At 59.5% G+C, this 23,628-nt stretch carries 24 protein-coding genes and 1 pseudogene; 17 read left to right on the top strand and 8 right to left on the bottom strand.

Going from position 1 to position 23,628, the window contains the following annotated elements; translation table 11 throughout:
• The first annotated feature begins 2 nt into the window (after positions 1–2).
• The 6 genes from QHC67_RS00125 (at position 3) to QHC67_RS00100 (ending at position 8,511) form a co-directional block, all read left to right on the top strand.
• Entirely contained in the window at positions 3–170 is a 168-nt protein-coding gene (locus QHC67_RS00125; protein ID WP_081659755.1) for a type II toxin-antitoxin system Phd/YefM family antitoxin, read from the top strand.
• The gene (locus QHC67_RS00120) at positions 163–2,019 is read left to right on the top strand and encodes a class I SAM-dependent DNA methyltransferase (protein WP_319289628.1); all 1,857 of its coding nucleotides are present in this window, start codon (positions 163–165) and stop codon (positions 2,017–2,019) included. Before QHC67_RS00125 ends, QHC67_RS00120 begins: the two co-directional genes overlap by 8 nt.
• On the top strand, positions 2,012–3,268 hold the full coding sequence (locus QHC67_RS00115) for a restriction endonuclease subunit S (protein WP_319289626.1): 1,257 nt from the start codon (positions 2,012–2,014) through the stop codon (positions 3,266–3,268). The genes QHC67_RS00120 and QHC67_RS00115 overlap by 8 nt, the downstream gene beginning before the upstream one ends.
• Positions 3,265–6,402: a type I restriction endonuclease subunit R gene (locus QHC67_RS00110; RefSeq protein ID WP_319289624.1), complete on the top strand. Its 3,138-nt coding sequence runs from the start codon at positions 3,265–3,267 to the stop codon at positions 6,400–6,402. The genes QHC67_RS00115 and QHC67_RS00110 overlap by 4 nt, the downstream gene beginning before the upstream one ends.
• Positions 6,399–7,031: a hypothetical protein gene (locus QHC67_RS00105; protein ID WP_319289622.1), complete on the top strand. Its 633-nt coding sequence runs from the start codon at positions 6,399–6,401 to the stop codon at positions 7,029–7,031. The genes QHC67_RS00110 and QHC67_RS00105 overlap by 4 nt, the downstream gene beginning before the upstream one ends.
• A gap of 295 nt (positions 7,032–7,326) precedes the next feature.
• The gene (locus QHC67_RS00100) at positions 7,327–8,511 is read left to right on the top strand and encodes a tyrosine-type recombinase/integrase (protein ID WP_319289620.1); all 1,185 of its coding nucleotides are present in this window, start codon (positions 7,327–7,329) and stop codon (positions 8,509–8,511) included.
• Here the strand turns inward: QHC67_RS00100 and QHC67_RS00095 are convergent.
• Positions 8,508–8,795 carry a hypothetical protein gene (locus QHC67_RS00095; protein WP_319289618.1) on the bottom strand — a complete coding sequence of 96 codons (288 nt, stop codon included), beginning with the start codon at positions 8,793–8,795 and terminating at the stop codon, positions 8,508–8,510. The two genes, QHC67_RS00100 and QHC67_RS00095, sit on opposite strands and share 4 nt — an antisense overlap.
• Before the next feature lie 260 nt (positions 8,796–9,055).
• Between QHC67_RS00095 and QHC67_RS00090 the strand changes: the two genes are divergently transcribed.
• Together QHC67_RS00090 and QHC67_RS00085 are read left to right on the top strand one after the other, a co-directional pair.
• Positions 9,056–9,304, top strand: coding sequence for a plasmid stabilization protein (locus tag QHC67_RS00090; RefSeq protein ID WP_319289616.1), 249 nt, complete (start codon positions 9,056–9,058; stop codon positions 9,302–9,304).
• Positions 9,294–9,620, top strand: coding sequence for a type II toxin-antitoxin system RelE/ParE family toxin (locus QHC67_RS00085; protein WP_319289612.1), 327 nt, complete (start codon positions 9,294–9,296; stop codon positions 9,618–9,620). Before QHC67_RS00090 ends, QHC67_RS00085 begins: the two co-directional genes overlap by 11 nt.
• A gap of 379 nt (positions 9,621–9,999) precedes the next feature.
• On the opposite strand, the gene QHC67_RS00080 is transcribed toward QHC67_RS00085, so the two are convergent.
• The 5 genes from QHC67_RS00080 to QHC67_RS00060 form a co-directional block, all read right to left on the bottom strand.
• Positions 10,000–10,233: a type II toxin-antitoxin system prevent-host-death family antitoxin gene (locus QHC67_RS00080; protein WP_319290036.1), complete on the bottom strand. Its 234-nt coding sequence runs from the start codon at positions 10,231–10,233 to the stop codon at positions 10,000–10,002.
• Positions 10,234–10,380: 147 nt separating this feature from the next.
• The gene (locus QHC67_RS00075; RefSeq protein ID WP_319289609.1) at positions 10,381–10,602 is read right to left on the bottom strand and encodes a hypothetical protein; all 222 of its coding nucleotides are present in this window, start codon (positions 10,600–10,602) and stop codon (positions 10,381–10,383) included.
• The gene (locus QHC67_RS00070; RefSeq protein ID WP_319290034.1) at positions 10,574–10,705 is read right to left on the bottom strand and encodes a type II toxin-antitoxin system VapB family antitoxin; all 132 of its coding nucleotides are present in this window, start codon (positions 10,703–10,705) and stop codon (positions 10,574–10,576) included. Before QHC67_RS00070 ends, QHC67_RS00075 begins: the two co-directional genes overlap by 29 nt.
• A gap of 311 nt (positions 10,706–11,016) precedes the next feature.
• Positions 11,017–11,214 (bottom strand): helix-turn-helix domain-containing protein, encoded by a 198-nt coding sequence (locus tag QHC67_RS00065; protein ID WP_319289607.1) that lies wholly within the window; start codon positions 11,212–11,214, stop codon positions 11,017–11,019.
• On the bottom strand, positions 11,211–11,435 hold the full coding sequence (locus QHC67_RS00060; RefSeq protein WP_319289605.1) for a helix-turn-helix transcriptional regulator: 225 nt from the start codon (positions 11,433–11,435) through the stop codon (positions 11,211–11,213). The genes QHC67_RS00065 and QHC67_RS00060 overlap by 4 nt, the downstream gene beginning before the upstream one ends.
• Positions 11,436–12,291: 856 nt before the next feature.
• On the opposite strand from QHC67_RS00060, the gene QHC67_RS00055 reads away from it, so the two are divergent.
• The 3 genes from QHC67_RS00055 to QHC67_RS00045 all read left to right on the top strand — a co-directional run bounded on the left by QHC67_RS00055 (position 12,292) and on the right by QHC67_RS00045 (position 14,684).
• Positions 12,292–13,203, top strand: a complete 912-nt coding sequence (locus QHC67_RS00055) for an ArdC family protein (RefSeq protein WP_319289600.1) — start codon at positions 12,292–12,294, stop codon at positions 13,201–13,203.
• The gene (locus tag QHC67_RS00050; protein WP_319289596.1) at positions 13,200–13,697 is read left to right on the top strand and encodes an RNA polymerase sigma factor; all 498 of its coding nucleotides are present in this window, start codon (positions 13,200–13,202) and stop codon (positions 13,695–13,697) included. The genes QHC67_RS00055 and QHC67_RS00050 overlap by 4 nt, the downstream gene beginning before the upstream one ends.
• 66 nt (positions 13,698–13,763) lie before the next feature.
• Entirely contained in the window at positions 13,764–14,684 is a 921-nt protein-coding gene (locus QHC67_RS00045; protein WP_319289593.1) for a HEPN domain-containing protein, read from the top strand.
• Here the strand turns inward: QHC67_RS00045 and QHC67_RS00040 are convergent.
• Both QHC67_RS00040 and traD read right to left on the bottom strand, forming a co-directional pair.
• The gene (locus QHC67_RS00040) at positions 14,659–14,907 is read right to left on the bottom strand and encodes a conjugal transfer protein TraD (protein WP_319289590.1); all 249 of its coding nucleotides are present in this window, start codon (positions 14,905–14,907) and stop codon (positions 14,659–14,661) included. The two genes, QHC67_RS00045 and QHC67_RS00040, sit on opposite strands and share 26 nt — an antisense overlap.
• Positions 14,908–14,929: 22 nt before the next feature.
• On the bottom strand, positions 14,930–15,235 hold the full coding sequence (gene traD / locus QHC67_RS00035) for a conjugal transfer protein TraD (RefSeq protein WP_319290032.1): 306 nt from the start codon (positions 15,233–15,235) through the stop codon (positions 14,930–14,932).
• 172 nt (positions 15,236–15,407) lie between these two features.
• Here traD and traA point away from each other — a divergent pair, with 172 nt between their 5' ends.
• The 6 genes and pseudogenes from traA to QHC67_RS00005 all read left to right on the top strand — a co-directional run.
• A complete protein-coding gene (gene traA, locus QHC67_RS00030) occupies positions 15,408–18,365 on the top strand; it encodes a Ti-type conjugative transfer relaxase TraA (RefSeq protein ID WP_319289587.1) in 2,958 nt (985 codons plus the stop codon).
• Positions 18,366–18,380: 15 nt separating this feature from the next.
• Positions 18,381–19,085 carry a DUF6118 family protein gene (locus QHC67_RS00025; RefSeq protein ID WP_319289585.1) on the top strand — a complete coding sequence of 235 codons (705 nt, stop codon included), beginning with the start codon at positions 18,381–18,383 and terminating at the stop codon, positions 19,083–19,085.
• A gap of 660 nt (positions 19,086–19,745) precedes the next feature.
• Positions 19,746–21,053 (top strand): glycosyltransferase family 2 protein, encoded by a 1,308-nt coding sequence (locus QHC67_RS00020; protein ID WP_319289584.1) that lies wholly within the window; start codon positions 19,746–19,748, stop codon positions 21,051–21,053.
• 4 nt (positions 21,054–21,057) lie between these two features.
• On the top strand, positions 21,058–21,834 hold the full coding sequence (locus tag QHC67_RS00015; RefSeq protein WP_319289583.1) for a DUF5672 family protein: 777 nt from the start codon (positions 21,058–21,060) through the stop codon (positions 21,832–21,834).
• 49 nt (positions 21,835–21,883) lie between these two features.
• Positions 21,884–22,828 (top strand): phytanoyl-CoA dioxygenase family protein, encoded by a 945-nt coding sequence (locus QHC67_RS00010; RefSeq protein WP_319289581.1) that lies wholly within the window; start codon positions 21,884–21,886, stop codon positions 22,826–22,828.
• A gap of 140 nt (positions 22,829–22,968) precedes the next feature.
• Positions 22,969–23,555: pseudogene (locus tag QHC67_RS00005) on the top strand (transposase); the annotation flags it as partial.
• Positions 23,556–23,628 lie beyond the last annotated feature (73 nt).

The following is a 23,628-nucleotide window of genomic DNA, read 5'->3' as shown; positions in this document are numbered from 1 at the left end:
CCATGCAAACAATATCAGCCAAAGAAGCGAAGTATCACTTCGGTAAGCTTATCGACATAGCGCGGGCGGAGCCTGTTACTGTCGAGAAGCATGGGCGAGCAGTTGTCGTGGTTCTGGCGGTTGAAGAATATGAGCGCTTGAAAGCGATCGAAGCGGGGCAGAATGGTTGATCAGGCGGACAAGGACAGGTTTCTGGAAGTGCTGGCCGAGCTTGGCGGCTCTGCGGGCAATGTGCGTCTGCGCGAGACCCTGCAATGGGACGAGGATGCCTATGCTGCCGTAAAGAACGCGCTCATAGAGGCAGGCGTCATCCTGACTGGTCGTGGCCGTGGTGGCTCCGTCTTGCTGGCATCCGGTGGAACCGAGCCGCCTCAGGAACGCCCTGCATCCGCGCCCAAGCAGGCAAAGGCAAAAGCTGCCAAGGCAAGCGGCAACGCCGGTGGCGACCTTGGCTTCGAGGCGGACCTGTTCAAGGCTGCTGACAAGCTGCGCGGCAATCTTGAGCCTTCGGAATACAAGCATGTCGCGCTTGGGCTGATCTTCCTCAAATACATCTCCGAAGCCTTCGAGGCCCAGCATGCACGGCTGGAGGCTGAGGATTATGCCGATCCGGAAGATCCGGAAGAGTATCTTGCTGCCAACGTATTCTGGGTGCCCCCCGAAGCACGCTGGGCGCACCTGCAGGCCAATGCCAAGCGGCCGGAAATCATTTTCGTTGATGTCACCACCGGTCGCGAAAAGAAGGGCGACATCGGCGGCCTGATTGACAACGCCATGGAGGCGATCGAGCAGGCCAACATCAAGGTTCTGAAGGACGTTCTGCCCAAGAACTATTCGCGTCCCCAGCTCGACAAGACCATGCTGGGCGAGCTGATCGACCTGTTCTCCAACGTCGATATGCGCGGCGATCATGGGCAGGCACGCGACCGGCTGGGCCGGGCCTATGAGTATTTCATCTCGCAGTTCGCAGGCGCCGAAGGTCGTCGCGGCGGCGAATTCTACACACCCCGTTCGGTAGTGCAGACCATTGTCGAGATGCTCGAGCCGACCCAGGGTCGCGTTTACGATCCCTGCTGCGGATCAGGTGGCATGTTTGTGCAGTCGGAACGGTTCATCGAGAGCCATCAGGGTCGCCGGTCCGATATCGCCATTTATGGACAGGAGCGCAACCACACCACCTGGCGCTTGTGCCGGATGAACCTGGCGGTGCGCGGGATCGACGCCGACATCCGCTGGAACAATGAAGGGAGCTTCCTGCGCGACGAGTTCGCCCAGACGAAGTTCGACTTCATCATGGCCAACCCACCGTTCAACATTTCCGACTGGTGGCAGCCACAGCTGGAAGGTGATGCGCGCTGGACCCACGGAACCCCGCCGCAAGGCAATGCCAATTTTGCGTGGTTGCAGCATATCATCCACCATCTGGCCCCGCGCGGCACGGCGGGCGTGGTGCTAGCCAATGGCTCGATGTCATCGCAGCAGTCTGGCGAAGGCGAGATCCGCAAGGCCCTCATCGAAGCGGACCATGTCGATTGTATGGTCGCCCTGCCGGGCCAGCTGTTCTACTCCACCCAGATCCCGGCATGCCTGTGGTTCCTGGCTCGTGACAAGAGCGCGAACGGCCACCGGGATCGGCGAGGTGAAATCCTGTTCATCGATGCCCGAAAGCTCGGCCATATGGTGGATCGTACTCGGCGGGAGTTCTCGGATCAGGACATTGCTTTGATAGCGGACACTTACCATCGCTGGCGTGGCAAGCCTGAAGTGGTCGCAACGGCAGGTCTGGAACCCTATGCCGACGAGCCGGGCTTCTGTCGTTCGGCGACGCTGGAGGAGGTGCACGGCCACGGACACGTTCTGACGCCTGGGCGCTATGTGGGCGCAGCTGATGTAGAGGACGATGGGGTTTCGTTCGATGAGCGCTTCGGTGCGCTTAGGGCGAAGCTGGCGAAGCAGTTCGAGGCGGGGCGGGCCTTGGAGGCGCGGATTGAGGCGGCGCTGGGCGGTGCAAATGCCTGAATTTCGCGAAGCCAGGCTGGGTGACGTTGCGGATGTTCGCTGGGGCGACACGAACACTACAAAGGCATCATACACTCCAAATGGCTTCACCGCTTTCAGCGCTAGCGGCCCCGATGGGTTCTTGCCTCACTACGACTACGATCGCACAGGCATCGTTCTAAGCGCGATTGGAAGCGAATGCGGGAAGGTCTGGCTGGCGAGGGGGCGGTGGTCATGCATCAAGAATACAATTCGATTTTTCTCTAACGATCCTCAGGTGCGAACCGAGTATTTGTACTGGCTTAGCAATAGAGAGGGTTTTTTCCCCAGGCGTGGCTCGGGTCAACCGTTCATTTCTCAAGGGGATGCGCGTGATTGTCGTGTCTTGATCCCTGACATCAAGACGCAGGATGCCATCTGTGAACTTCTCGGCTCTCTCAATGACAAGATAGACATTAACCGGCGGATGAACGAGACGTTGGAGGCGATGGCGCAGGCGATCTTCCGCGACTGGTTCGTCGATTTTGGCCCCGTCCGCCGCAGATTGGCTGGCGTGACAGACCCCGTCGTAATTCTGGGCGGCCTGACCACCGCCCCCGCTGCTGCGGCCGAACTAGCGGCGCTATTCCCTAAGGGCTTTGACGCGAGCGATCTTCCCATGGCCTGGGACGAAGAGCCGGTGATCGAACAAGCTAACTGGGTAAACGGCGCCGCATACAAGAAAATGCACTTCGTGCCTCCCGGGGAGGGACTGCCGGTCATTAAGATTGCCGAGCTCAAGGCTGGTGTGACGTCAACGACGGGCTTTACCAACACCGATCTTGGAAGCCGTTACCGAATCGACGACGGGGAATTGCTCTTCTCATGGTCAGGCAATCCGGACACCTCGATTGATACCTTCATCTGGACCGGCGGCCCCGCTTGGCTAAACCAGCACATTTTTGCAGTTCGTCCCAACGGCAGCCGAACCATCGGTTTCCTCTTCGCTATGCTGAAATACCTCAATCCGCAATTCGCAGAGATCGCACGGGACAAGCAGACCACTGGGCTCGGACATGTAACGAAGGAAGACCTGAAGCGCCTCCGAGTGGTAGTGCCCTCAAAAGCCGTTGAAGCAGCGTTCGACAAGCTGATGACGCCCATCTTCCAGAAGCTACAGGCCGCGCTGCTCGAAAATCGCACCCTCGCTGAAACCCGCGACTACCTGCTGCCCCGTCTGATTTCAGGAGAAGTGAGCGTGGGCGATGCCGCGCTGGAGATTGCCGCATGACCGGCTTCTCGGAAGATGTGGTCGAACAGGCCAGTATCGAGATCCTGCAGGATCTGGGCTGGAATTACCTCCACGGCACAGTCATCGCGCCTGACGGTGTGGCGGCCGAGCGGCAAGCCTTTTCCGACGTCATCCTGCTGCCCCGCCTGGAAAAGGCTGTGGCTGATCTCAACCCCACGCTGCCCGAAGCGGCGCGATCGGAGGCCATCCGCCGGCTGCTGACGAGCGAAACCGGTTCGCTGGTCGAGGAGAACCGCAGGATTCACCGCCTGCTTACCGATGGCGTCCCGGTGGAATACCGCATTGCGGATGGTCGCATTGTCGGCGACAAGGTCTGGCTGCTCGATCTCGAGAAGGTGGAAGCCAACGACTGGCTTGCGGTCAACCAGTTCACCGTTGTCGAGGGCACCCAGAATCGTCGGCCGGATGTGATCCTGTTCGTCAACGGCTTGCCGCTGGCGGTGCTCGAACTGAAAAACGCGGCGGCAGAGAACGCCACCATTGTTGACGCCTTTCATCAACTGCAGACCTATCTCGCCCAGATCCCAAGCCTGTTTCGTACCAATGCCGTGATGGTGACGTCTGACGGCATTGAAGCACGGATCGGTACACTGACGGCTGATCAGGAACGCTTCATGCCGTGGCGCACGGTGACAGGTGAGGACTTTGCTCATCGCGGCCAGCCTGAACTGGAAACCCTGCTGCGCGGGGTTTTCACCCGAGAAAACATTCTCACCCTGATCCGCGATTTCATCGTGTTCGGCGATGCGGGTGCCGGGCCTTTCAAGATCGTTGCCGGCTATCACCAGTTTCATGGCGCCCGCAAAGCCATCCGAGAGGCCGTCGAAGCTAGCGGCCCTGACGGCGACCGCAAGATCGGCGTAATCTGGCACACGCAAGGCTCGGGCAAGAGTTTCCTGATGGCGTTCTTTGCTGGCCTGGCGGTCAAGTCACCGGCGCTTGAAAACCCCACCATTGTTGTGCTGACCGATCGCAACGATCTGGACGACCAGCTCGCCTCCACCTTCAGCCTCTGCAAGGATCTGCTCAGACAGAATCCTGAGCAGGCCGAGAGCCGCGAAGACCTGCAACGTCTGCTTGCCCGCAGTTCCGGCGGCGTCATCTTCACCACCGTGCAGAAGTTCTCGCCGGAGCGCGGCGAGGAGAGCTTCCCGATGCTGACGGATCGCCGGAACGTAATCGTCATGGCGGATGAAGCCCACCGCAGCCAGTATGGTTTCGATGCCAAGCTGGACGCGAAAACCGGCGCGCGGCGCTATGGCTATGCCCATTATATCCGCCAGGCCATGCCGAACGCATCGTTCATCGGCTTTACGGGAACTCCGATCGAGGCCGCGGACGTGAACACGCCGGCGATCTTCGGTCAGTACATCGACATCTACGACATCAGCCGCGCCGTGGAAGATGGTGCGACCGTGCCGATCTACTACGAAAGCCGGCTCGCCCGCATCGAGCTGGACGAAGACGAGAAGCCGCTGATCGACGCCGAGATCGAGGCCTTGGTCGAGGATGACACACTGACCGAAGCGGAAAAGGCGAAGGCCAAATGGTCGACCGTGGAGTCTCTGGTCGGTTCGAAAAAGCGCCTTAAGCAGATCGCCGCGGATATGGTGACGCACCTCGAGGCGCGCACCGATGGCACCGAATACAAGGCGATGGCTGTCTGCATGAGCCGGCGGATCTGTGTCGACCTTTACAACGAGATCGTGGCGCTTCGTCCGGACTGGCATTCTGACGAAGACGGCGCCGGCGTGATCAAGATTGTCATGACCGGGGCAGCGTCAGACCCGCTCGACTGGCAACAGCACATCGGCAACAAACGCCGCCGCGACGGGCTCGCTAAACGGGCCCGTGATCCCAAAGACCCTCTGCGGCTGGTGCTGGTGCGCGACATGTGGCTGACAGGCTTCGATGCGCCGTGCATGAACACTATGTACATCGACAAGCCGATGCGCGGCCATGGCCTGATGCAGGCAATCGCCCGAGTGAACCGGGTGTTCCGAGACAAACCCGGAGGCCTGATCGTCGATTACATCGGCATCGCGCAGAACCTGAAGAAGGCGCTCAGCGACTATACCGACTCCGATCAGGAAAAGACCGGCATTGATGAAGCCGAGGCCGTTGCTGTCCTGCTGGAGCGGTACGAGATCGTCAGCGGGATATTCCACGGTTTCGACTACAAGCCCGGAATCCACGGGGCGCCGATGGAGCGGCTGACATGCCTTGCTGGCGCTATCGACTGGGTCTTGAAATGGGCCGAGGTCGAAGCCGGCAAAGCCCAGTCCCCTGAAGATAAGAAGAAAGCACACCGGCGCTACCTCGATCTCGTCTTAGAACTGACCAAGGCCTATGCGCTGGCATCCGCCAGCGACGAGGCCCGCGAGATCCGCGACGAGGTCGGGTTCTTCCAGGCAGTCCGTGCTGCCATCGCCAAGAAGACCGCCACGGGCAAGCTCAGCCAGGCTGACAAGACGCTGGCCGTGCAGCAGCTGATCGACCGCGCGGTCGCCTCGGCCGAGATCGTCGACATCCTCAAGGTGGCGGGCATCGACTCGCCTGATATCTCCATCCTGTCCGAAGAGTTCCTGTTGGAAATCCAGGGGATGGAGAAAAAGAATCTCGCTCTGGAGGCCCTGAAAAAACTTCTAGCAGGTGAGATCACCAGCCGGATGCGGACAAACGTTGTTGAGAGCCGCGCATTCTCCAGGCGGCTGGAAGATGCGGTGGCCCGCTACCACGCGGGCGCTTTGTCGGCTGTTGAGATGATCAACGAGCTGATCGCGCTTGCCAAGGACATGAAGGCGGCGCGACAGCGCGGCGAAGACCAAGGGCTCTCGCCAGAAGAAATCGCGTTCTATGATGCGCTCGCAGAAAACGAGAGTGCCGTGGAGGCCATGGGCAGCGAACAGCTGCGGCTGATAGCTCACGAGCTTCTTGAGCAGCTCCGGCAGAATGTGACCGTCGATTGGCACCACCGGGAAAGCGCCCGTGCCCGGATGCGGGTTCTGGTGAAGCGGATATTGAAACGGTTCGGCTACCCGCCCGATCTTGCCGATGAGGCCGTGCAGACGGTGCTTGCCCAGGCTGAGGTTTTGCTTCGGGAGGTGGCATGATGCGCCCCGCCGATGATTATCTAGAGGATGCAGACCCCGTCGTGTGGCTTGCCGAAAGGCAAGCTGAAGCTGAGCGCAGAGTCTTTTTTGTGTCTGCCCTGATGAACCCTGCATTTCACTGGTTTTTCACCCAGGGGCAGCAAGCTCTCGAGGCGGAGCTCTATATTCCTGGAGTTTCATCCCTCCTGAACGGAATCGAGGCAAGCCTGCGAGTCACGATGGCGCAGCTGGAACCCGATTACGGCGGTAAACTGGCATTGTCTCCATACCGGTTGCTCAGCAATACTATGCTGAGAAAAGCACGCGATGCCGGTTTGCCTGTCGCGCTTCTCAAATTTTCAGATGGCGAGGATTTGCTTTCGCAGATCGAGACGAAAGATAATGTGGCTATCGTTCAACTCCGTCATGACGTTTGTCATGGGGATATTTTGAAATTCATCCAGCGAATGGATTTCGAGCAGATCGACATTTTAACACCGGAATGTCTGCGCCCGACAGCTGCACGCCTTCTACAAGTTTCCTACAACTGGGCCAGCGGATTGGCGCGTTTCCGGGCCGATCATGGGAGACGACCTGAAGGGTTTCCTATTCCTGACATGCCTCAGAATCCTTTGGCCGAATGGCTTTAGCTGCGACGTGTAATACAGACGAAATGCATGTTTATCCCGTGCGGGATTTCGCCAATTTTCGATGGTAAGCGCAGGGCTTCGATGAGAGAGTTCGTCCGCAGACTCTCTCCCACCGCCATTTTGCCTTTTTCATGAACATCTACGGACGGCTGCGACCACGGAAATCCCCGGTTTTACTGGGTTTTGGGTATCAGTCGGGTTGCACCGGTACGCCGCTGTTCGCTCCAATCCGCGTCTTGTTTTATGACCAGATTTATGACCAAATATGCTCCAGCCAGTTCAGCGGGAGGTCGATATGAGGCTTTATAGACGGCTGTCTGTGAAATCGATTCAGGCTGAATCACGGCCGGGCGTGCATTCCGATGGCGACGGCCTCTACATGCGCGTTAGAGACACGGGCACCAAATCCTGGCTCTACATCGGGATGCTCAACAGGTGTCGACGAGAAATCGGCCTCGGGTCCGTCCGAGATGTTTCCTTGGCTCAAGCTCGCGAAAAGGCGCGGGAGTTACGTTACGCCTTTCGGGCTGGCGTTGATCCTGTGGTCGAAAAGAAGCGCGCAAAAGCTGCTGAGCGCCCGATACAGACGTTCGGAGAGTTTGCGGATGCGCTGCTCAATGACATTGAAGATGGTTTCCGAAACGAAAAGCATCGCAAGCAATGGCGCGCTACATTGCACACCCATGCCGCCGAGTTGCGGGCCGTGCCAATAGATCAGATCGACGCAGCAGCTGTATTGAAAGTCCTACAGCCGATCTGGCTTGCTTTGCCCGAAACTGCGTCGAGGGTCCGCGGCCGGATCGAGCGCGTCCTGGACGCCGCGAAAGCCAAGGGGCTTCGAAGTGGTGACAACCCTGCGCGTTGGAAAGGACATCTGGAGCTGTTGTTACCCAGAAAGCCGAAAGGTGGTCCGGTGCACCATGCTGCCCTTCCATTTGTGGAAATCAGCGACTTTATGGAAAAGCTGTCAGCACGTCCGGCATCAGCTGCACGTGCATTGGAAGTGACGATCCTCACTGCGGCTCGATCGGGCGAGACGCTCGGCATGACCTGGGGAGAACTTGACTGGGAAGCGGCGATCTGGACGGTGCCAGCAGAAAGAATGAAGGCAGGGAGATCCCATGAAGTGCCGCTCAGCCTGGCTACCTTGAGAATACTCAAGAGTATTCAGCCCCCAAACGCCAGGGCCACGAACACTGTCTTTGTCGGGAATAAAGGCCAGCCACTCTCTAATATGGCAATGAGCATGTTGCTGCGACGAATGGGATATGATGCCACTACCGTACACGGCTTCCGGTCGACATTTCGAGATTGGGCCGGGGAGACGACGACCTTTTCAAGGGAGGATGTGGAGGTGGCGTTAGCGCACACCGTGGCATCCAAGACCGAGCGGGCGTATCGCCGTGGTACTGCGCTTGAAAAACGGCGGGAAATCATGAAGGCTTGGGCCAGTTTTTGTGGCAAACAAGAAAGCGACTAGCATTTGAACCGCGCCGATTGATCGAAGCAAAGTTTATTGCCGACGTGCCTGACCCACAGGCGTATGATCTTAAGGCTTGATAAAGCGGTGCTTTTGGAATCCGGTTCACGGACTCCTGCTGAAAGCGCCTTGATGATCAACATCGGCCTTTTGTCGCCGATACTGCCGATCCACCGCAGCGTGCACGCACCCGCTTCCTGAGTTTCAGCGGCCAACGTCCCTAACGCGAATACGCCTGCCCCAAAATTAAAAGCACTCTTGAAATCGCCGCCATGGCCGATCACCCTTTACACGCACAATCCAGATTATACGATCGCTGCCGCGAGAACACCACTCCGGCCGTGGTGGTGCGGGTGCGGATTTGGATCAGCCTTAAAGCTAGGCGGTGGCGACAGAGGCGCACGTATAGGTCCAAGGCGCTGTCGCGCCACTCACCAGCACGGCCAATTTACCACGACCGACTGCCTGATGAAGGACAATGCATGTTGAAAAAACCTGCTTAGAGTACTATAGATGGTGTCCACAAAGGTACTGGACATTGAGCATGGCGAACATTCTTCTTGCAGAAACCACGGCCAGCGTTTCTGAGCTGAAGCGCAATCCGATGGGAACCGTGGCTGCCGGCGAAGGCTTCCCAGTTGCAATCCTCAATCGCAACGAACCGGCCTTCTACTGCGTACCCGCCAAGGCATTCGAGGCTTTGCTGGATCGCATCGAGGACATGGAACTGAATCTAGTTGCTGATGCCCGCAAGGCGGAGGAAGTCATCAGGATTGCGCTCGATGACCTATAATGTTGGTTTTCTAGAATCAGCATTAAAAGAGTGGAACAAACTCGACGCTCAGACGCGGGACCAATTCAAGAAAAAACTGGCTGAGCGTCTGGAAGCGCCACATGTCCCTTCCGCCAAGCTGTCAGGCGCGAAAGATCGCTACAAGATAAAACTTCGCAGTATCGGTTACCGGCTCGTCTATGAAGTCCGCGATACCGAAGTGATTGTGGTGGTTGTGGCAGTGGGACGCCGCGATCGAAACGCGGTTTACAAGGCAGCTGATAAGCGAACCGATACGGCCAGTGCGGTGAAAACCATGGGAGGCGTCGCAGAATAAAAGCTGTAGACAGAGTTCGTCCATAACCTGATTGCGAGGCCGGTAACCGGTCCTTTGTCTCAGGAGAGATGCGTTATACCATCGGGCGTTGATCTCGACCCACGTGCCCATTGCGCCGAGAAGGTATGATTGCTGAGACCACCCCTGGCTGATAGCACACAGCAGCGAGCGCAGATTATCTGTCGAACCTGGCTGCCGATGTACCGGTCAAGACGCGGATGTCGCGCATTGCATGTTGACGCAAGTCCGACTGCGAATAGCGCCTGCTAAATGGCTACCGCTATCGCCGCCTCCGAGCTCACCCTGTCGGTTTGGCCACTCATCGACGTCTGGCCGCCCGCCAACGACCGTATCAACACGTGCGCGTCGGACGACCCGTTCAAATCAGGTTCCAACCGCCCAGTTCACCTTCGGACAGCGGCTCATTAAAGCAAGCATCCATGGCGATCTTGCCCTTGAGCACGCCAAAGCACCGCTTGCCACGGGGAGCAACTGGCACCAGGCGCACCACTGGCACGCTCCTGCGCGTAATAACCACTTCGCCGCCCGCGAGCGCGTCAGCGATCAACCGGGAGAGGTTAGTCTTGGCATCGAGAACGGAGAACTCGGCGATGGGGCACCCCCTTAACTATTCAACCATCCTGGGGAGCATGCACACCCAGGCGCAAGGCTGCATTTTGCAATCTTTTATCTCGTTCAAAGCCGTGCGTCGATAGACAGCAATGTCCCGCCAGCAGATGGATATCGAGATGGCCGATATCTATTCCAAAAAGTTGCTGGTGGTGAATAAAGGCGTGAGCTTGTCGCTTTCGATCAGCCCACTGGACAAAACGCGCAGTGCATCCAGGACGATTTCCCGTTGACGTAGACTACCTTGATGCCAGGTCACCATTTCACCCATCACGAACGAGTCAGTAAGCACCTGACGCGTATCGAAAAGGGCGAGGGCAGGATCAACGTGCAAGACATGACGCACGTTCACGCTCGATTGGCGCCTTAAGCGCCTCGCGAACTAGCGATGATATTTCGGTAAGACCGGTGAAAGCCTGCGCCTTTGTGACAAGTTCGTCGTCGAGAGCGATCATAGTACGCATTAGGCATCCTTGCAGGTGAGCATGGAATATAGCATCAAACGACCCTCCTTCTATGGCTAAAGACAAACACCTGCGGTCCGTGTTTAGCTTTGCTCATCAGACGCCGCATATCGGCCATGTGTCGTCACCAGCGGGACAGATTAGCTGAAAGTCATGCCGCCAACTATCTAGTCACGTAGAGGCGGCGTAAAGGCGAGGAGTTTTCCTGGGAACGCCGTTATCTTAGAGCGCCCTGCGCGATTACGTGGATCAAAACCCAAGGCAGAATAGTGAGGACGCCAATGTTGCGGCGTTCTTGCCGTCTATTCCGTTCCGCAACGCCGTCTGACAAGATCGTGTAGGCTAGCGGTAGTGATACGTGTAGCATTACCGAACTTGATCGTCTCGACCTCACCAGCTGCTATCAACTCATAGAGTTTAGTGCGACCAATTCCAATCATTCGGGCAGCGTCGTTGACGCGAACGCATATCGGATCAGGCGATGCTGGTGGCGCGGTCATTGGGCCGAGCTCCTGGCCTGTTCTTCGCGATAGGCTGCCGGGTCCGCGATCCACCGATTAACGGCAGACTCATGCCAGCCAGCGCCATGGATGCTTATCGGGATCTGGCGGGGAAATGTGCCGTCCGCGATCTTGCGATACAGCGTCGAGCGCGACAGCCCGGTACGAGCGAGAACGGTTTTCAAGCGTATGATGCGTTCGTTGTTTGCAGTGTTGAACATTGAGACAATCCACAATCCATCAGTTGATAACGCCTCTCGAAAAGGAGCATGGGCACCGTCCGCCAGTCCGCAAGAGCTTTACGATGCACATCGGGCGACAGCGTAACTAAGGCGGTAAATACAGGTGATCGGCGGCATTTTCGTTCTGTCGGCGATGGTGGCGTATCGCAGGAAACCCCAGGCGATGCCTGGCGTGTGCCCTATACCTATTGTGCGTGATTGCTGGAGTGGATCGGTGACGCGACCTAGGCTTGAGCCGTTGGCAGTCCGTCGTCACATGTTCCGATTCGCAAGACATGGCGGTTCCTTCTGAGATGGTCCGCCATTGCCATCGGCGTGCATGGTGTCCCGGCTTTTCCAGATTTGCAAGGGGCAGGCACTGTAGGGCCGACATGCTTTTCTCATGCATTCCCAAGACATGCCGCGCTGACATGTATCATCATGCACAAAGCCCGTGAGGGAGGTCGTGGCGTCTCGCGCTTTGCGCGGCCGCGCTCTATTCCGCTTCCGCATCACCGAGCCGGTGCTGCGCGCCGTCTCGTCGCCTCCGGCGTGACGATCGCATGACGCGAGGGATCGGCTGCGCCGTTGCTGGCTGCCATCGCGCCCGGCGCGATGAGGTTGGCATGGCTCCGACTAGCGGTGTGGGCGTCGCTACCCTCTAGGCCCGTCGCGGCGGGCCGCAACCCGGCTGCGCCGGGTCTTCCTCTTCGTTACAGCCCTTACAAGCCACCCCATTGCGCAAGCGCACTGGGGACCCCGGGGGGTGCAGCCCGCCTCTGCCGACGGGCCTTCCGGTCGCTCTTGCCGCCCTCCCCGCTTTCCGGGGCCGGTGTTTTGGCAAGGATTGAAGGACATGAGTTTTCAGGACAAAGCGACGCGTAGCGGCACAAACCTCTACAGCGAAGTGACCGACCGGATTGTTGCGCAACTGGAAGAAGGTATCGTGCCCTGGGTGCGACCATGGGATGATGGCAGCGCAGCACTTGGGCTTCCCCGCAATGCAGGGACTGGCAGGCGCTATTCCGGGATCAATGTGCTGATCCTGTGGAGCCGTCTGTTTGAGCAAGGCTATAGCTCGCAGCGCTGGCTCACCTATGCCCAGGCGCAGGCACTGGGCGGCAATGTCCGCAAGGGCGAGCAGGGTACAACGGTATGCTACGCCGACAGGTTCACGCCAAAGGACCGGGACGACGCCTCGACAGGGCCCGATGGCGAACCGAGGCAGATTGCGTTCCTCAAGCGCTTCACTGTCTTCAACATCGATCAGTGTGACGGGCTGGCTGTGGAGCCGACGGCCCCGGTTTCGACATGGAACAAGGCGCTGATCATCCCGCGCGCGCAACTGCTGATGGATAGCATACAAGCGGATATCCGGGTCTGTGGGGGAGAGGCCTATTATGCACCGCAGGACGACCATATCTGTGTGCCGCAACCCGAACACTATTACGAGCCGATCAACTGGTATCGCACCGTCCTGCATGAGCTGGGACACTGGACCGGGCACAGGTCGCGACTGGATCGCTTGCCTGATAGCGGCTTTGGCAGTCCCGCCTATGCACGGGAGGAACTGGTCGCTGAAATGGCGAGTGCCTTCCTCTGCGCGGAACTGGGCATCGTCCCGACCGTCCGCCATGCCGACTATCTCGGCGCTTGGCTTACCGTTCTACGGGAGGACAGCAAGGCGATCTTCCGCGCCGCCAGTCAGGCGAGCAAAGCCGCCGACTATCTGTTGGCCTTCCTGCCGCAAGAGGAGGATGTGGCATGACGCACCAGGCATCGGCATCGGCGCTGCTGCAGGCCGCGCGAGACTTCATCGCGGAGATACCGCCGCTGGCCCTGCTCAATGCGCCAAGGCGCAGCGGGCGCAAGCTTGTAGAGGATATCGATCGGCTTCTGGACACTTTGCCATGGAAGGCCGCGCTGCCCGACATACTCGAGGAGACTCGCGAGCGTTGGCAGGACGAACACAGGGTTCGCATCGACAACGATGCGACGATGCGGAGCGACGCCAAGGGCCTGTGGATCAGTGCATGGGTGCTCGCCGGACCGCCTGTGCAGTCCCTCGACCCACAGCAGTTCCGGAAAGCGCTGGACACTTTGCCGGTGATGCAGCGCGAGGTCTATGTGCTCCATCGGATTGAGGGCCAACCGCTCAGCAAAATCGCCGATCGACTTGGTCTCACCGTCGGGCAATCCACGGCGCTGTTCGTTGCTGCTCTGCGCAGTCTCCATGGCGCAATCCATGGTCGACAAGATTAGGGGGCGCTTTGCCCCCCACTTTATCTTGAACAGGATTGCTCCGCCCTTCATAGAATTGGTCACGACATGAAGACCGACCTTTCTCATTTGCCGCAGGCCAAGCAGCGCGAGCTTGCCCGCATCGTCCAGTTCCTGTTCGAGGAGTTTGGCGATGCGACGGTGATGGCGGAAGGAAAGCGCAAGGCCGGGCGTATCCTCAAGGTCATTCTGTTCGGCTCGCATGCGCGGAACGACTGGGTGGATGAGCCGCATACGGCGAAGGGCTATGTCTCGGATTATGACCTGCTTGTCATCGTCAACCAGCAGGATCTCACCGAGCTCGATCTCTGGCACAATGCCGAGGAACGGCTGATCCGCGAGACGCAGGTCACCAAGGTTTTGCGCACGCCCGCCAACTTCATCGTTCACTCTTTGAAGGAGGTGAACGACGCGCTGGCGCAGGGGCGTTTCTTCTTCATGGACATCGCCCGCGACGGGATTGCGCTCTACCAGTCCAGCGACACCGAACTGCATCAGCCCAAGCCTAAGGAACCGACTGATGCGCTCGCGATAGCGCAGGAATATTTAGACACGTGGTTCCCGAGCGCTGGGGAGTTCTTCGATAATTTCCGGTTCAACCTTGAACAAGGAAGATTGAATAATGCCGCGTTCCAGCTTCATCAGGCAACAGAGAGGGCGTACCACTCCCTACTTTTGACGCTGACGACCTATACGCCACATCGGCACAATATCGCCTTTCTGCGATCCCTCGCGGATAAACTCGACATAAGGCTTGTGGGCGTCTGGCCGCGCGATGACCGAAAAGCGCGCGCCCTCTTCACTCGACTGCGCGACGCCTATGTGAAGGCGCGCTACTCGAAGCACTACAGCATCACGGCTGAAGAACTGGAATGGCTCGGATCGCGCGTTGAGGAACTGGGCCGCGTGGTGCACGAAGTTTGCTCCGAGCGGATCGCGGAACTCAAGAAGACGGCGGGGATGCTTTAGCCTCCCGCTCCGCGTCGAACGCGCGCTTGCCCTTGCGTTGCCAAAGGGCAAGTGCGCTGCTTTTGTCGTCGCTCCGCAACCGCTCCGCCAAGGTAAGAAGCGCACCATAAAGCGCGGCGCGATCATCCTCGGTAAGATCGACGAGTCCCGCCTTCACGACCAGCCCGCCCAATTCGATCAGCTGCCGCGTTCTTTGCCGCCGCTTGACCTGCCACTCGCGCATGTCGGTCCGCGCCTTTCTTGCCTCAAGCCGATGCCGCGCCGCCGTCGAGCGGTAAAGTGCCACCCGACTGGCGTTGAGGTGCTGGCGCAGACTGAACTCCCTTGCCCTGAAAGAAGGCTGCACCTGCCTTGCGCCAGCCCTCCTTCATTGCGGCATCCTTCATGGTCGCGGCCTGTAGCAAGGCTCCCGCCAAGAGATCGGCATCAAGTGCATCAGCACCGGTAGCAGCGACCAGTTCACCCAGCTGCCGCAGGCGGCGTTCCTTAATTTGCCTTGCCTTGTCGGCAAGGGCCTTCAATTCCGAATCATAATCCCGTGGTTTGCGCATCATCAGCCTCCATTGAATCGTGATGTGTCCATGATAAAAGAACGGCAGCGGTAGCGCAGCAGAGTCGTCGGGACAGCCTGACATCGCCTAGTCCCTCGCCGGATTTTTTGAGGTGAGGGCGCGCTTATACGTCGTGCCGACGTTGCTTTGATGGCGTAGATGGATTGCCATCATGGCAATCTTCCATTTCTCCGTGAAGGTCATCAGTCGCGCCAGCGGGCGCAGCGCCGTGGCCGCGGCCGCCTACCGATCCGCTGAGCAGCTGCACGACGAGCGGCTTGATCGCAGCCATGACTTCACCAACAAGCCAGGCGTCGTGCATAGCCAGATAATGCTTCCGCAAGGCGCGCCAGAGCATCTGTCCGACCGCGCGCGGCTGTGGAACGAGGTCGAAGCATCCGAGAAGCGCAAGGACGCCCAGCTAGCGCGCGAAGTCGAGTTCGCAATCCCACGCGAAATGACCCAGGCCCAAGGCATCGCTCTTGCCCGTGATTTTGTGGCCCAGGAATTTGTTGCGCGCGGCATGATCGCGGATTTGAATGTCCATTGGGATATTGGCAGTGACGGCATGGCAAAGCCCCATGCCCACGTCATGCTGACGATGAGGGAAGTCGGCGAAGATGGTTTCAGCGCGAAAGTACGCGACTGGAACCGCGCCGACCTTGTCGAGCAATGGCGCGAGCGCTGGGCCGAACATGTCAATGCTCGCTTGGCCGAACTGGATATCGACGCGCGCATCGATCATCGCAGCCTACAGGATCAAGGCATTGCGCTCGAGCCGCAGGACAAGATCGGCCCAGCGGCCGCGCGCATGGGGGAGCGTGGCCTTGAGTCCGAGCGGATCGAGGATCATCGCGCCGTCGCCCAGCGCAATGGTGCGCGCATCATCGAGAACCCGCGTGTCGCGCTCAATGCGATCACCCACCACCAGGCCACCTTCACGCGCCGCGACTTGGCGATGTTCGTGCATAGCCATAGTGAGGGCAAGGACCAGTTCGACGCTGCTATGAGCGCGATACGCGCATCGCCCGACATGATCGCGCTGGGTAAGGACGGGCGCGGCGAGGAGCGCTTCACCAGTAAAGAGATGCTCGAGGCCGAACAGCAGCTGCATCGCGCTGCAGACATGATGGCGGAGCGCGACCGGCACCGCGTCGGCGAAAATCATCGGGACATGGCACTGGCCCGCGCCGAACGCAGCGGTTTGCTGCTTTCCGGCGAGCAACGCAGTGCATTCGGTCATGTCACGGACAAGGCCGGGATGAGCATTGTCATCGGCTATGCCGGGGCCGGCAAGAGCGCGATGCTGGGCGTGGCACGCGAGGCGTGGGAAGCTGGAGGCTATACTGTACGCGGCGCGGCGCTGGCGGGCATCGCCGCTGAAGGCCTGGAGAATGGCTCGGGGATAGCCTCGCGCACCATCGCGGCACATGAGCATGGCTGGGCGCAGGGTCGCGATCTTCTCACGTCCCGCGATGTGCTGGTGATCGACGAAGCCGGCCTGGTCGGCACGCGCCAGATGGAGCGTGTTCTGTCGCATGCGGCCGAGGCCGGGGCCAAGGTTGTGCTGGTCGGCGACCCGCAGCAGCTGCAGTCGATAGAAGCGGGCGCGGCGTTCCGATCTCTCCACGAGCAGCATGGCGGCGTCGAGATCACCCAGGTCCGTCGCCAGCAGCAGGACTGGCAGCGCAATGCGACCCGCCATCTCGCTACTGGCAGAACCGGCACGGCGGTAGCCGCTTATGCCGACAAGGCCATGGTGCATGAAGCCGAGACCCGCGCCGAGGCGCGGCGTGATCTGGTCGCGCGCTGGGATCGCGAGCGGCAGGCCGACCCGGATGCAAGCCGCATCATCCTCACCCACACCAATGCCGAGGTGCGCGACCTAAATGAAGCGGCACGCGGGCGGATGCGCGATGCCGGTGCATTAGGTGATGACGTATTGGTGAAGGTCGAGCGGGGTGATCGGCAGTTCGCGGTCGGCGACCGAATCATGTTCCTGCGCAACGAGCGCAGCCTAGACGTCAAGAATGGCACGCTGGGCACGGCCGAGCAGGTCAGGGACAACCACATGGCGGTGCGCACCGACGACGGGCGGTCGGTGGCGTTCGACACCAAGGATTATCGCGACCTCGATCATGGCTATGCCGCCACGATCCACAAGGCGCAGGGCATGACCGTTACCCATGCCCATGTCCTGGCGACGCCGGGAATGGATCGTCATGGCGCCTACGTCGCGCTGTCCCGCCATCGCGACGGTCTGGCGCTCCATTATGGCCGCGACGATTTCAAGGATCAGGGCAGGCTTGTCCGCACCCTCTCGCGCGAACGCGCCAAGGACATGGCGACGGATTACCAGAAGCTCGACCCCGTGCGCACCTTCGCCGAACGGCGCGGCATCAGCTTTGGCGAGCGTGTTGCCGAAATCATTCGCACGCTGCCCGAGAAGGCGCGTAGGATCTTCGACAATTTCCAGCCCCCAGCCACGCCGCAGCAGGGCATCGACCGGTTTGAGGGGTTCCGTCCAGACGCACCAACGCGGCAGCCATACCTTCAGGCGCACTCTGCCCACGCCGGCGGTCAGCGCGGCGCGGTAGAGCGCTACGCCAAGGCGTTCGATGAGATCGAGCGCATGCGCGGCTCTGATCTGGCCGTCATGCCACATCAGAAGGTAGCGCTTGATCGGGCGAAGGAAGCGCTGGACGCTATCCGCCCCCATGGCGCTGCCGATCTTGGCGCAGCGTTCCAGCGCAGCCCTGAGCTTGTGCGCGAGGCAGCTGACGGGCGAAGCCAGGCTGCGGTTCGCGCGATGCACCTCGAAGCAGAAACCCGCGTCGATCCCTTTCAACGCGCCGATCGGTTCGTGGAGGGCTGGCAGCAGTTGCAGCGCCACCATGATGAGCTGGTGCGCGACGGCAATCTACGTGGCGCCAAGACAGCCACGCAGCAGATGGCAGACATGGCCAAGAGCCTGGAGCGCGATGCCCAGCTGGAATCGATGCTGGGCCTACGCAGCCGCGACCTTGGCCTGGAACGCGGTGAGAGCATCGGGCGCAGCCTGTCGCGCGATCTCGCCGCATCCATTCCCCACGATCCTGGCCGCGACATCTCTCGCGGCATGAGCCGCTAGACAAGGAGCAGACATATGAATGGCCAACAATCCTCGATGAACGAGGCCGAACAGGAAACGGCTGCGCAGGCTTTCGCGCGGTTGGATGGTCGCGTTGCAATAATGGCACGGGCGGTCGAACATCTGGCCGCCGAGCGCGCCAGCGTCGACATTCCCGATTATAGCGCCACGCTGGCGCAGATGAGCACACGTCTGGCTGCGGTCGCGCAGGGGCTGGCCAGTATTGCCGAGAAGCCTGCCATGCAGTTGACGCCGGAGGGACTGGCGGCACGGATGGATGCAGCGGCGCAGACATCACGCGCCACCGACAAGGCTACATTGAAAGAGGCGAGGGAGGCACATCAAGAGGCGGCGCGGATCATCCATTCGCTCGTCCGGATGATCACTAGCGCTGGCGAGCAGCGTAGACATCTCATTTGGGTAGCAAGTGGCGGCGTAGTCGCCGGGTGCCTCTTGTGGTCAATCCTCCCGGGAGTCATCCTGCGAGCGATGCCGACAAGCTGGCATATGCCTGAAAGCATGGCCACTCATATTGTCGGCGAGCCGACGCTGTGGGATGCGGGCGCGCGCCTGATGCAGGCGGGAGATCCCCGCGCCTGGCAGGCTATCATCGCCGCCGTCGAAATGCGCAGTGACAATCTGGATGTTATCACCAAGTGCAAGAACGCCGCCGATAAAGCCAAACGGCCGAAGCGGTGCACGATCGAGGTTCGGCAGTAAACCGGCCTAATCCGCGATGGGCGTAGCGCCTCTAATGGGCGAGGATAGCACGCGGCTTACAAACCCCCAAACGGCGCGACAGGCCATTTAGCGGTCGGCCACCATTAACAGCCATGCTTCACCCTTTTTATGCTTTTACTGAGGTGGCGATGAAGCGCTTCGGCGGTCGATTCCACATGGCAGCTTCCCAGGGTGGTGTCGCAACCCCGCAGAAACAGATCGCAGGCCCACTGCCCACCATTACGATAGCGTTCAATAAAGCCCTTGGTACCCTAAAGATATCGTTTATCAAAAAAAGTGGATTTGCTTTGTGATCCTGTTCTGAACCGTTATTCGCTAAACTCGATGCGATCAAAGTCTAAAGGCAAATATTTCAAACGGATTACAAACGCATGGTGGACCGTGTTGGTCCATGTTGACGCCTTTCGAGTCAACCCAGGTGCTTACGTTACTGCGACCAAATGGTGGTTCATGCGGAAGCGAGTGCGCGCTCGGGGCCAGTTTGCGCCGCTACTGAGCCAGTCGCGTAAGGCTTATCTTCTTTGGGTTTTAAGGCAGGAGCGGCGACGAAGCGTACCCAGTCCACCTGATGACGTCAGCCCGATAATTGCCTTGATTGACAAGACAGGTAATCATGGTTCTCAGGATCTTACGACAACGTTGGACACCGTCGCGGCCGAAGGTCTCCCGGTGCTCATGGTCGGTAGCATAGAAACACCCACACTGGCCGCCGCGATCGAAAAGATCGAGTGGGAACATTCGCCATGGCTGCTTTTGCTTGCGTGCGGCGACAGGATAGCGCCCGGCACTGCCGCCGCCTATCGCGCAGCGATGGATGATCCTGCCGCGTGTATCATTTATGCCGACGATGACCTGCTAAGGGGGCGCCGTCGCGGCGCGCCGTATTTCAAGCCGGACTGGAATGCCGAGCTGTTCGCGCACTGGGACTATATCTCCGGTGCCTGCGCGGTGCGTGCGACTCGATCCGACCTGGAAGCGGTGGCTGCCCTGCCGGACTGGAGTAAGGCGCTGGTCGAAAGGCTCGTCGCGCGAGGAGAACCGCGGCATCTGCGGGAGATGCTGCATCATCGACGACGGAGACCTCCCCAGCGCCTGCCGGCACGACCGCTGGTTCTGCACTCCGAATTACCGCCCGTTACGGTCATCGTGCCGACCCGCAACCAGGTGGGCCTGCTGCGCACCTGCCTCAATGGAGTGGCGGCAGCCGCCTATCCTGACGTGGATATCATAGTGGTAGACAATGATAGCGACGATCCTGATACGCTGGCCTATCTTGGGGCGCTCGACCCCGCGCGGCATCGGGTGCTGCATCATAGCGGAGCCTTCAACTATTCGGCGATCAACAATCGGGCTGTGAGCGAGGCGCAGGGTAGACTGCTCTGCCTGCTCAACAATGATGTCGAGACGACCGAGCCTTATTGGCTGGCAACGCTGGCGACCCAGGCGCTTCGACTTGAGGTCGGTGCCGTAGGCGCACAGTTGCTTTACCCTGATGGGCGCATACAACACGCCGGCGTCGTTCTTGGGGTCGGCAATGCGGCCGGCCATGCCCATCGTTTCCTGCGACCCGAAGAGGAAGGCTATTTTCATCGTCACAGCCTGCCGCAGTTCACCATGGCTGTGACGGCCGCCTGTTTGGTAGTGGAGCGGGACAAGTTCCTTGCCGTTGGTGGCCTCGACGAGCGCAATTTTGCTGTCGCTTTCAACGACGTAGATCTTTGCCTGCGCCTCAATCAGCGCGGGTGGCAGTCGCTTTACGAGCCGCGGGCCATTCTGATCCACCACGAATCGGTGTCGCGCGGGCTGGATGAGGATCCGGTCGGCGCCGCACGATTCGCTGGGGAACTGGCCGCGCTTAAACGCATTTGGAAGACCGACGAAATCGTTGATCCCTATCATCATCCCCAACTCAGTCGTGCAAGCGAGCAGTTCGCGGTGGCGCTCTGACGTCATGGGGCAGGGCACTTCCCCATCACGGTTGTCGCTCCCGCAAGTGACGTTGTGCGCGGCCAGTTCGGTCAATGTCGCGACCACGATCCGCGCGTTGGAAGCCAGTCTGGCACAGATCGATTTTGCGGTCTGCAAGCTGTTTACCGATGCGCCAGTCCAATCCGATCATCCGGGAATCACCGTGGTACCGATCGCCCGCATCGCTTCCTCGCATGCATATTCCGACTTTCTGCTGGCGCACATGGTCGACCATATCGACACGACCCACTGTCTTGTTGCCCAGTGGGACGGCCATGTGCTGGACGCAGCGCGATGGCGGCACGATTTCCTCGACTATGACTACATCGGTGCCAGTTGGCCCCAATTTTCCGACGGGCATGATGTCGGAAATGGCGGATTTTCTCTGCGCAGCCGCCGCTTGATGGCGCTGTGCCGCGACTCTGCTTTTCGTTCTTGTCACCCCGAAGATATAGCAATTGGACGAATCAACCGCGAATGGCTGGAAAGCAAGGGGATGCGCTTTGCTCCACGTGTGATCGCTGATCTATTCTCGGCTGAGCGAGCAGGAGACGTGTCCAGTAGTTTCGGCTATCACGGTGCCTGGCTCATGCCGCAGGCGATAGGTGTGGATGCTTTTTGGAAGCTTTATCGCCACTTAGATGATCGCGGGACAATCCGGCAAGATTTTACTAGAATATTGAAACAGACATGGCAGGGGCCGAGCAAATGGAAACGTGTCCTGCGCCTGATCCTCGACCAAAATTTCTATCGGGGTTGAGGATGACGCTTTCTGAACCATCTATTCGCCGCACAAGGGACCGACGCGCTTGACCAATATCTTTCCCGGCCTGCCCCTGATCGAATCCCCACTCTTTCCCGCGCTCAAGGCAGACTGGGGGCTAACGACGGAAGAAGAGCGGATCGCTAATGATCTCCACGAAAAAGGCTATGCCGTCTTCGATTTTCCTGATGCGGGCCTCGATGCGCGGATCGAGCGCATCAAGCAGAATTTGGGGCCGCGCTACGGCATCGCTTTCGATGATCTACAAAGCGATAAGACAATTGGCGCACGCCGTATCCAGGATGCATGGAAGGCGGATGCCGATGTCCGCGCCATCGCCGCCAATCAGGTGGTCTTGGACCTTTTGGGTAAACTGTACGGCCGGGCAGCGTTTCCATTTCAGACGTTGAACTTCCCTGTCGGCACGCAACAGGAAGCACATTCAGACTCGGTCCATTTTTCCAGTCTGCCCGAACGGTTTATGTGCGGGGTCTGGGTCGCCATGGAAGATGTCAGCCCTGATGCTGGCCCACTTTTCTATCATTCGGGATCGCATCGGTGGCCGATCGTGACAAATGCACTGATCGGCCGGCGGGGTTTTGGTGGCAAATTGCAGTCGGCTCAAGATCCTTATGGAGCGGCTTGGCGCGCATTGTGCGATGCCTATGGCACAACGGAGGAAACATTCCTGGCGCGCAAAGGCCAGGCACTCATCTGGTGCGCAAACCTGCTACACGGCGGTAGCCATCAAAATGACTGTCGTCTCACCCGTTGGTCGCAAGTAACACATTATTATTTTGAAGAATGCATTTACTTCACTCCAGCTTTTTCTGATGAGGCTTTAGGGCAGCTGGACCTACGTGACGTAAGTGCAATCAGTGATGGGCGGCCACGACCTAGCGTCTACGTGGGGGAGAAACTGACGGCTCACAGACCGGCGCTGCACCGTCGCTCATTACGGCAGAAACTTAAGCGGATTTTCTGCGATTGAAAGTGTCATGCTACGCATGCTCAATATACTCTGGCGCGCGCTCTGAACGGGTAGGTCTCATACGCAAGATCGGTGTTGACGTGACCCCCGTTTTTTCCTTCAGTTGGAGCTAGAGTCCGGCCCGAAGAAGGGACGGACAGATGAAGCGGAAGCAGTTTTCGGAAGAGCAGATCATCGGCATCCTGAAGGAAGCGGAGGCGGGCGCGGTGGTGACCGATCTGTGCCGGCGGCACGGCATGTCGAGCGCGACCTATTACGCGTGGAAGGCCAAGTTCGGCGGCCTGGAGGTATCCGATGCGAAGCGGCTGCGGGCGCTCGAGGAGGAGAACGCCCGGCTCAAGCGGCTGCTGGCGGACACGATGCTCGACAACGCAGGTCTGAAGGACTTGCTTTCAAAAAAATGGTGACGCCTGCCGCGAAGCGGGAAGCAGTCGCGCATCTCCAGACGGCGCTGGGGATGAGCGAGCGGCGGGCGTGTGCTGTCGTCGGGGCGGATCGCACGAGCATGCGGTATCGCTCGTGCCGGGCAGATGATGGCGACCTGCGGTCGCGTTTGCGCGAGCTGGCGCAGCAGCGCCGGCGGTTCGGCTATCGGCGACTGCACATCCTGCTCCGCCGAGACGGCGTTACGATCAACCGCAAGAAGACCCAGCGGCTCTACAAGGAGGAGGGCCTGGCGGTGAGACGGCGACGCAGCCGCAAGCGTGCTGTTGGCACCAGGGCACCTGGGGACCTCCAAAAACCCCTAGCCAATGGCTGCGTGATTTGATTCATTGCGGCTGACGGGAGGTGAGGATGCG

Source organism: Sphingobium sp., assembly GCF_033795625.1.
Lineage (GTDB): Bacteria > Pseudomonadota > Alphaproteobacteria > Sphingomonadales > Sphingomonadaceae > Sphingobium.
The sequence above is the reverse complement of the archived record's forward strand: the minus strand, read 5'-3'. Positions and strand labels throughout refer to the sequence as shown.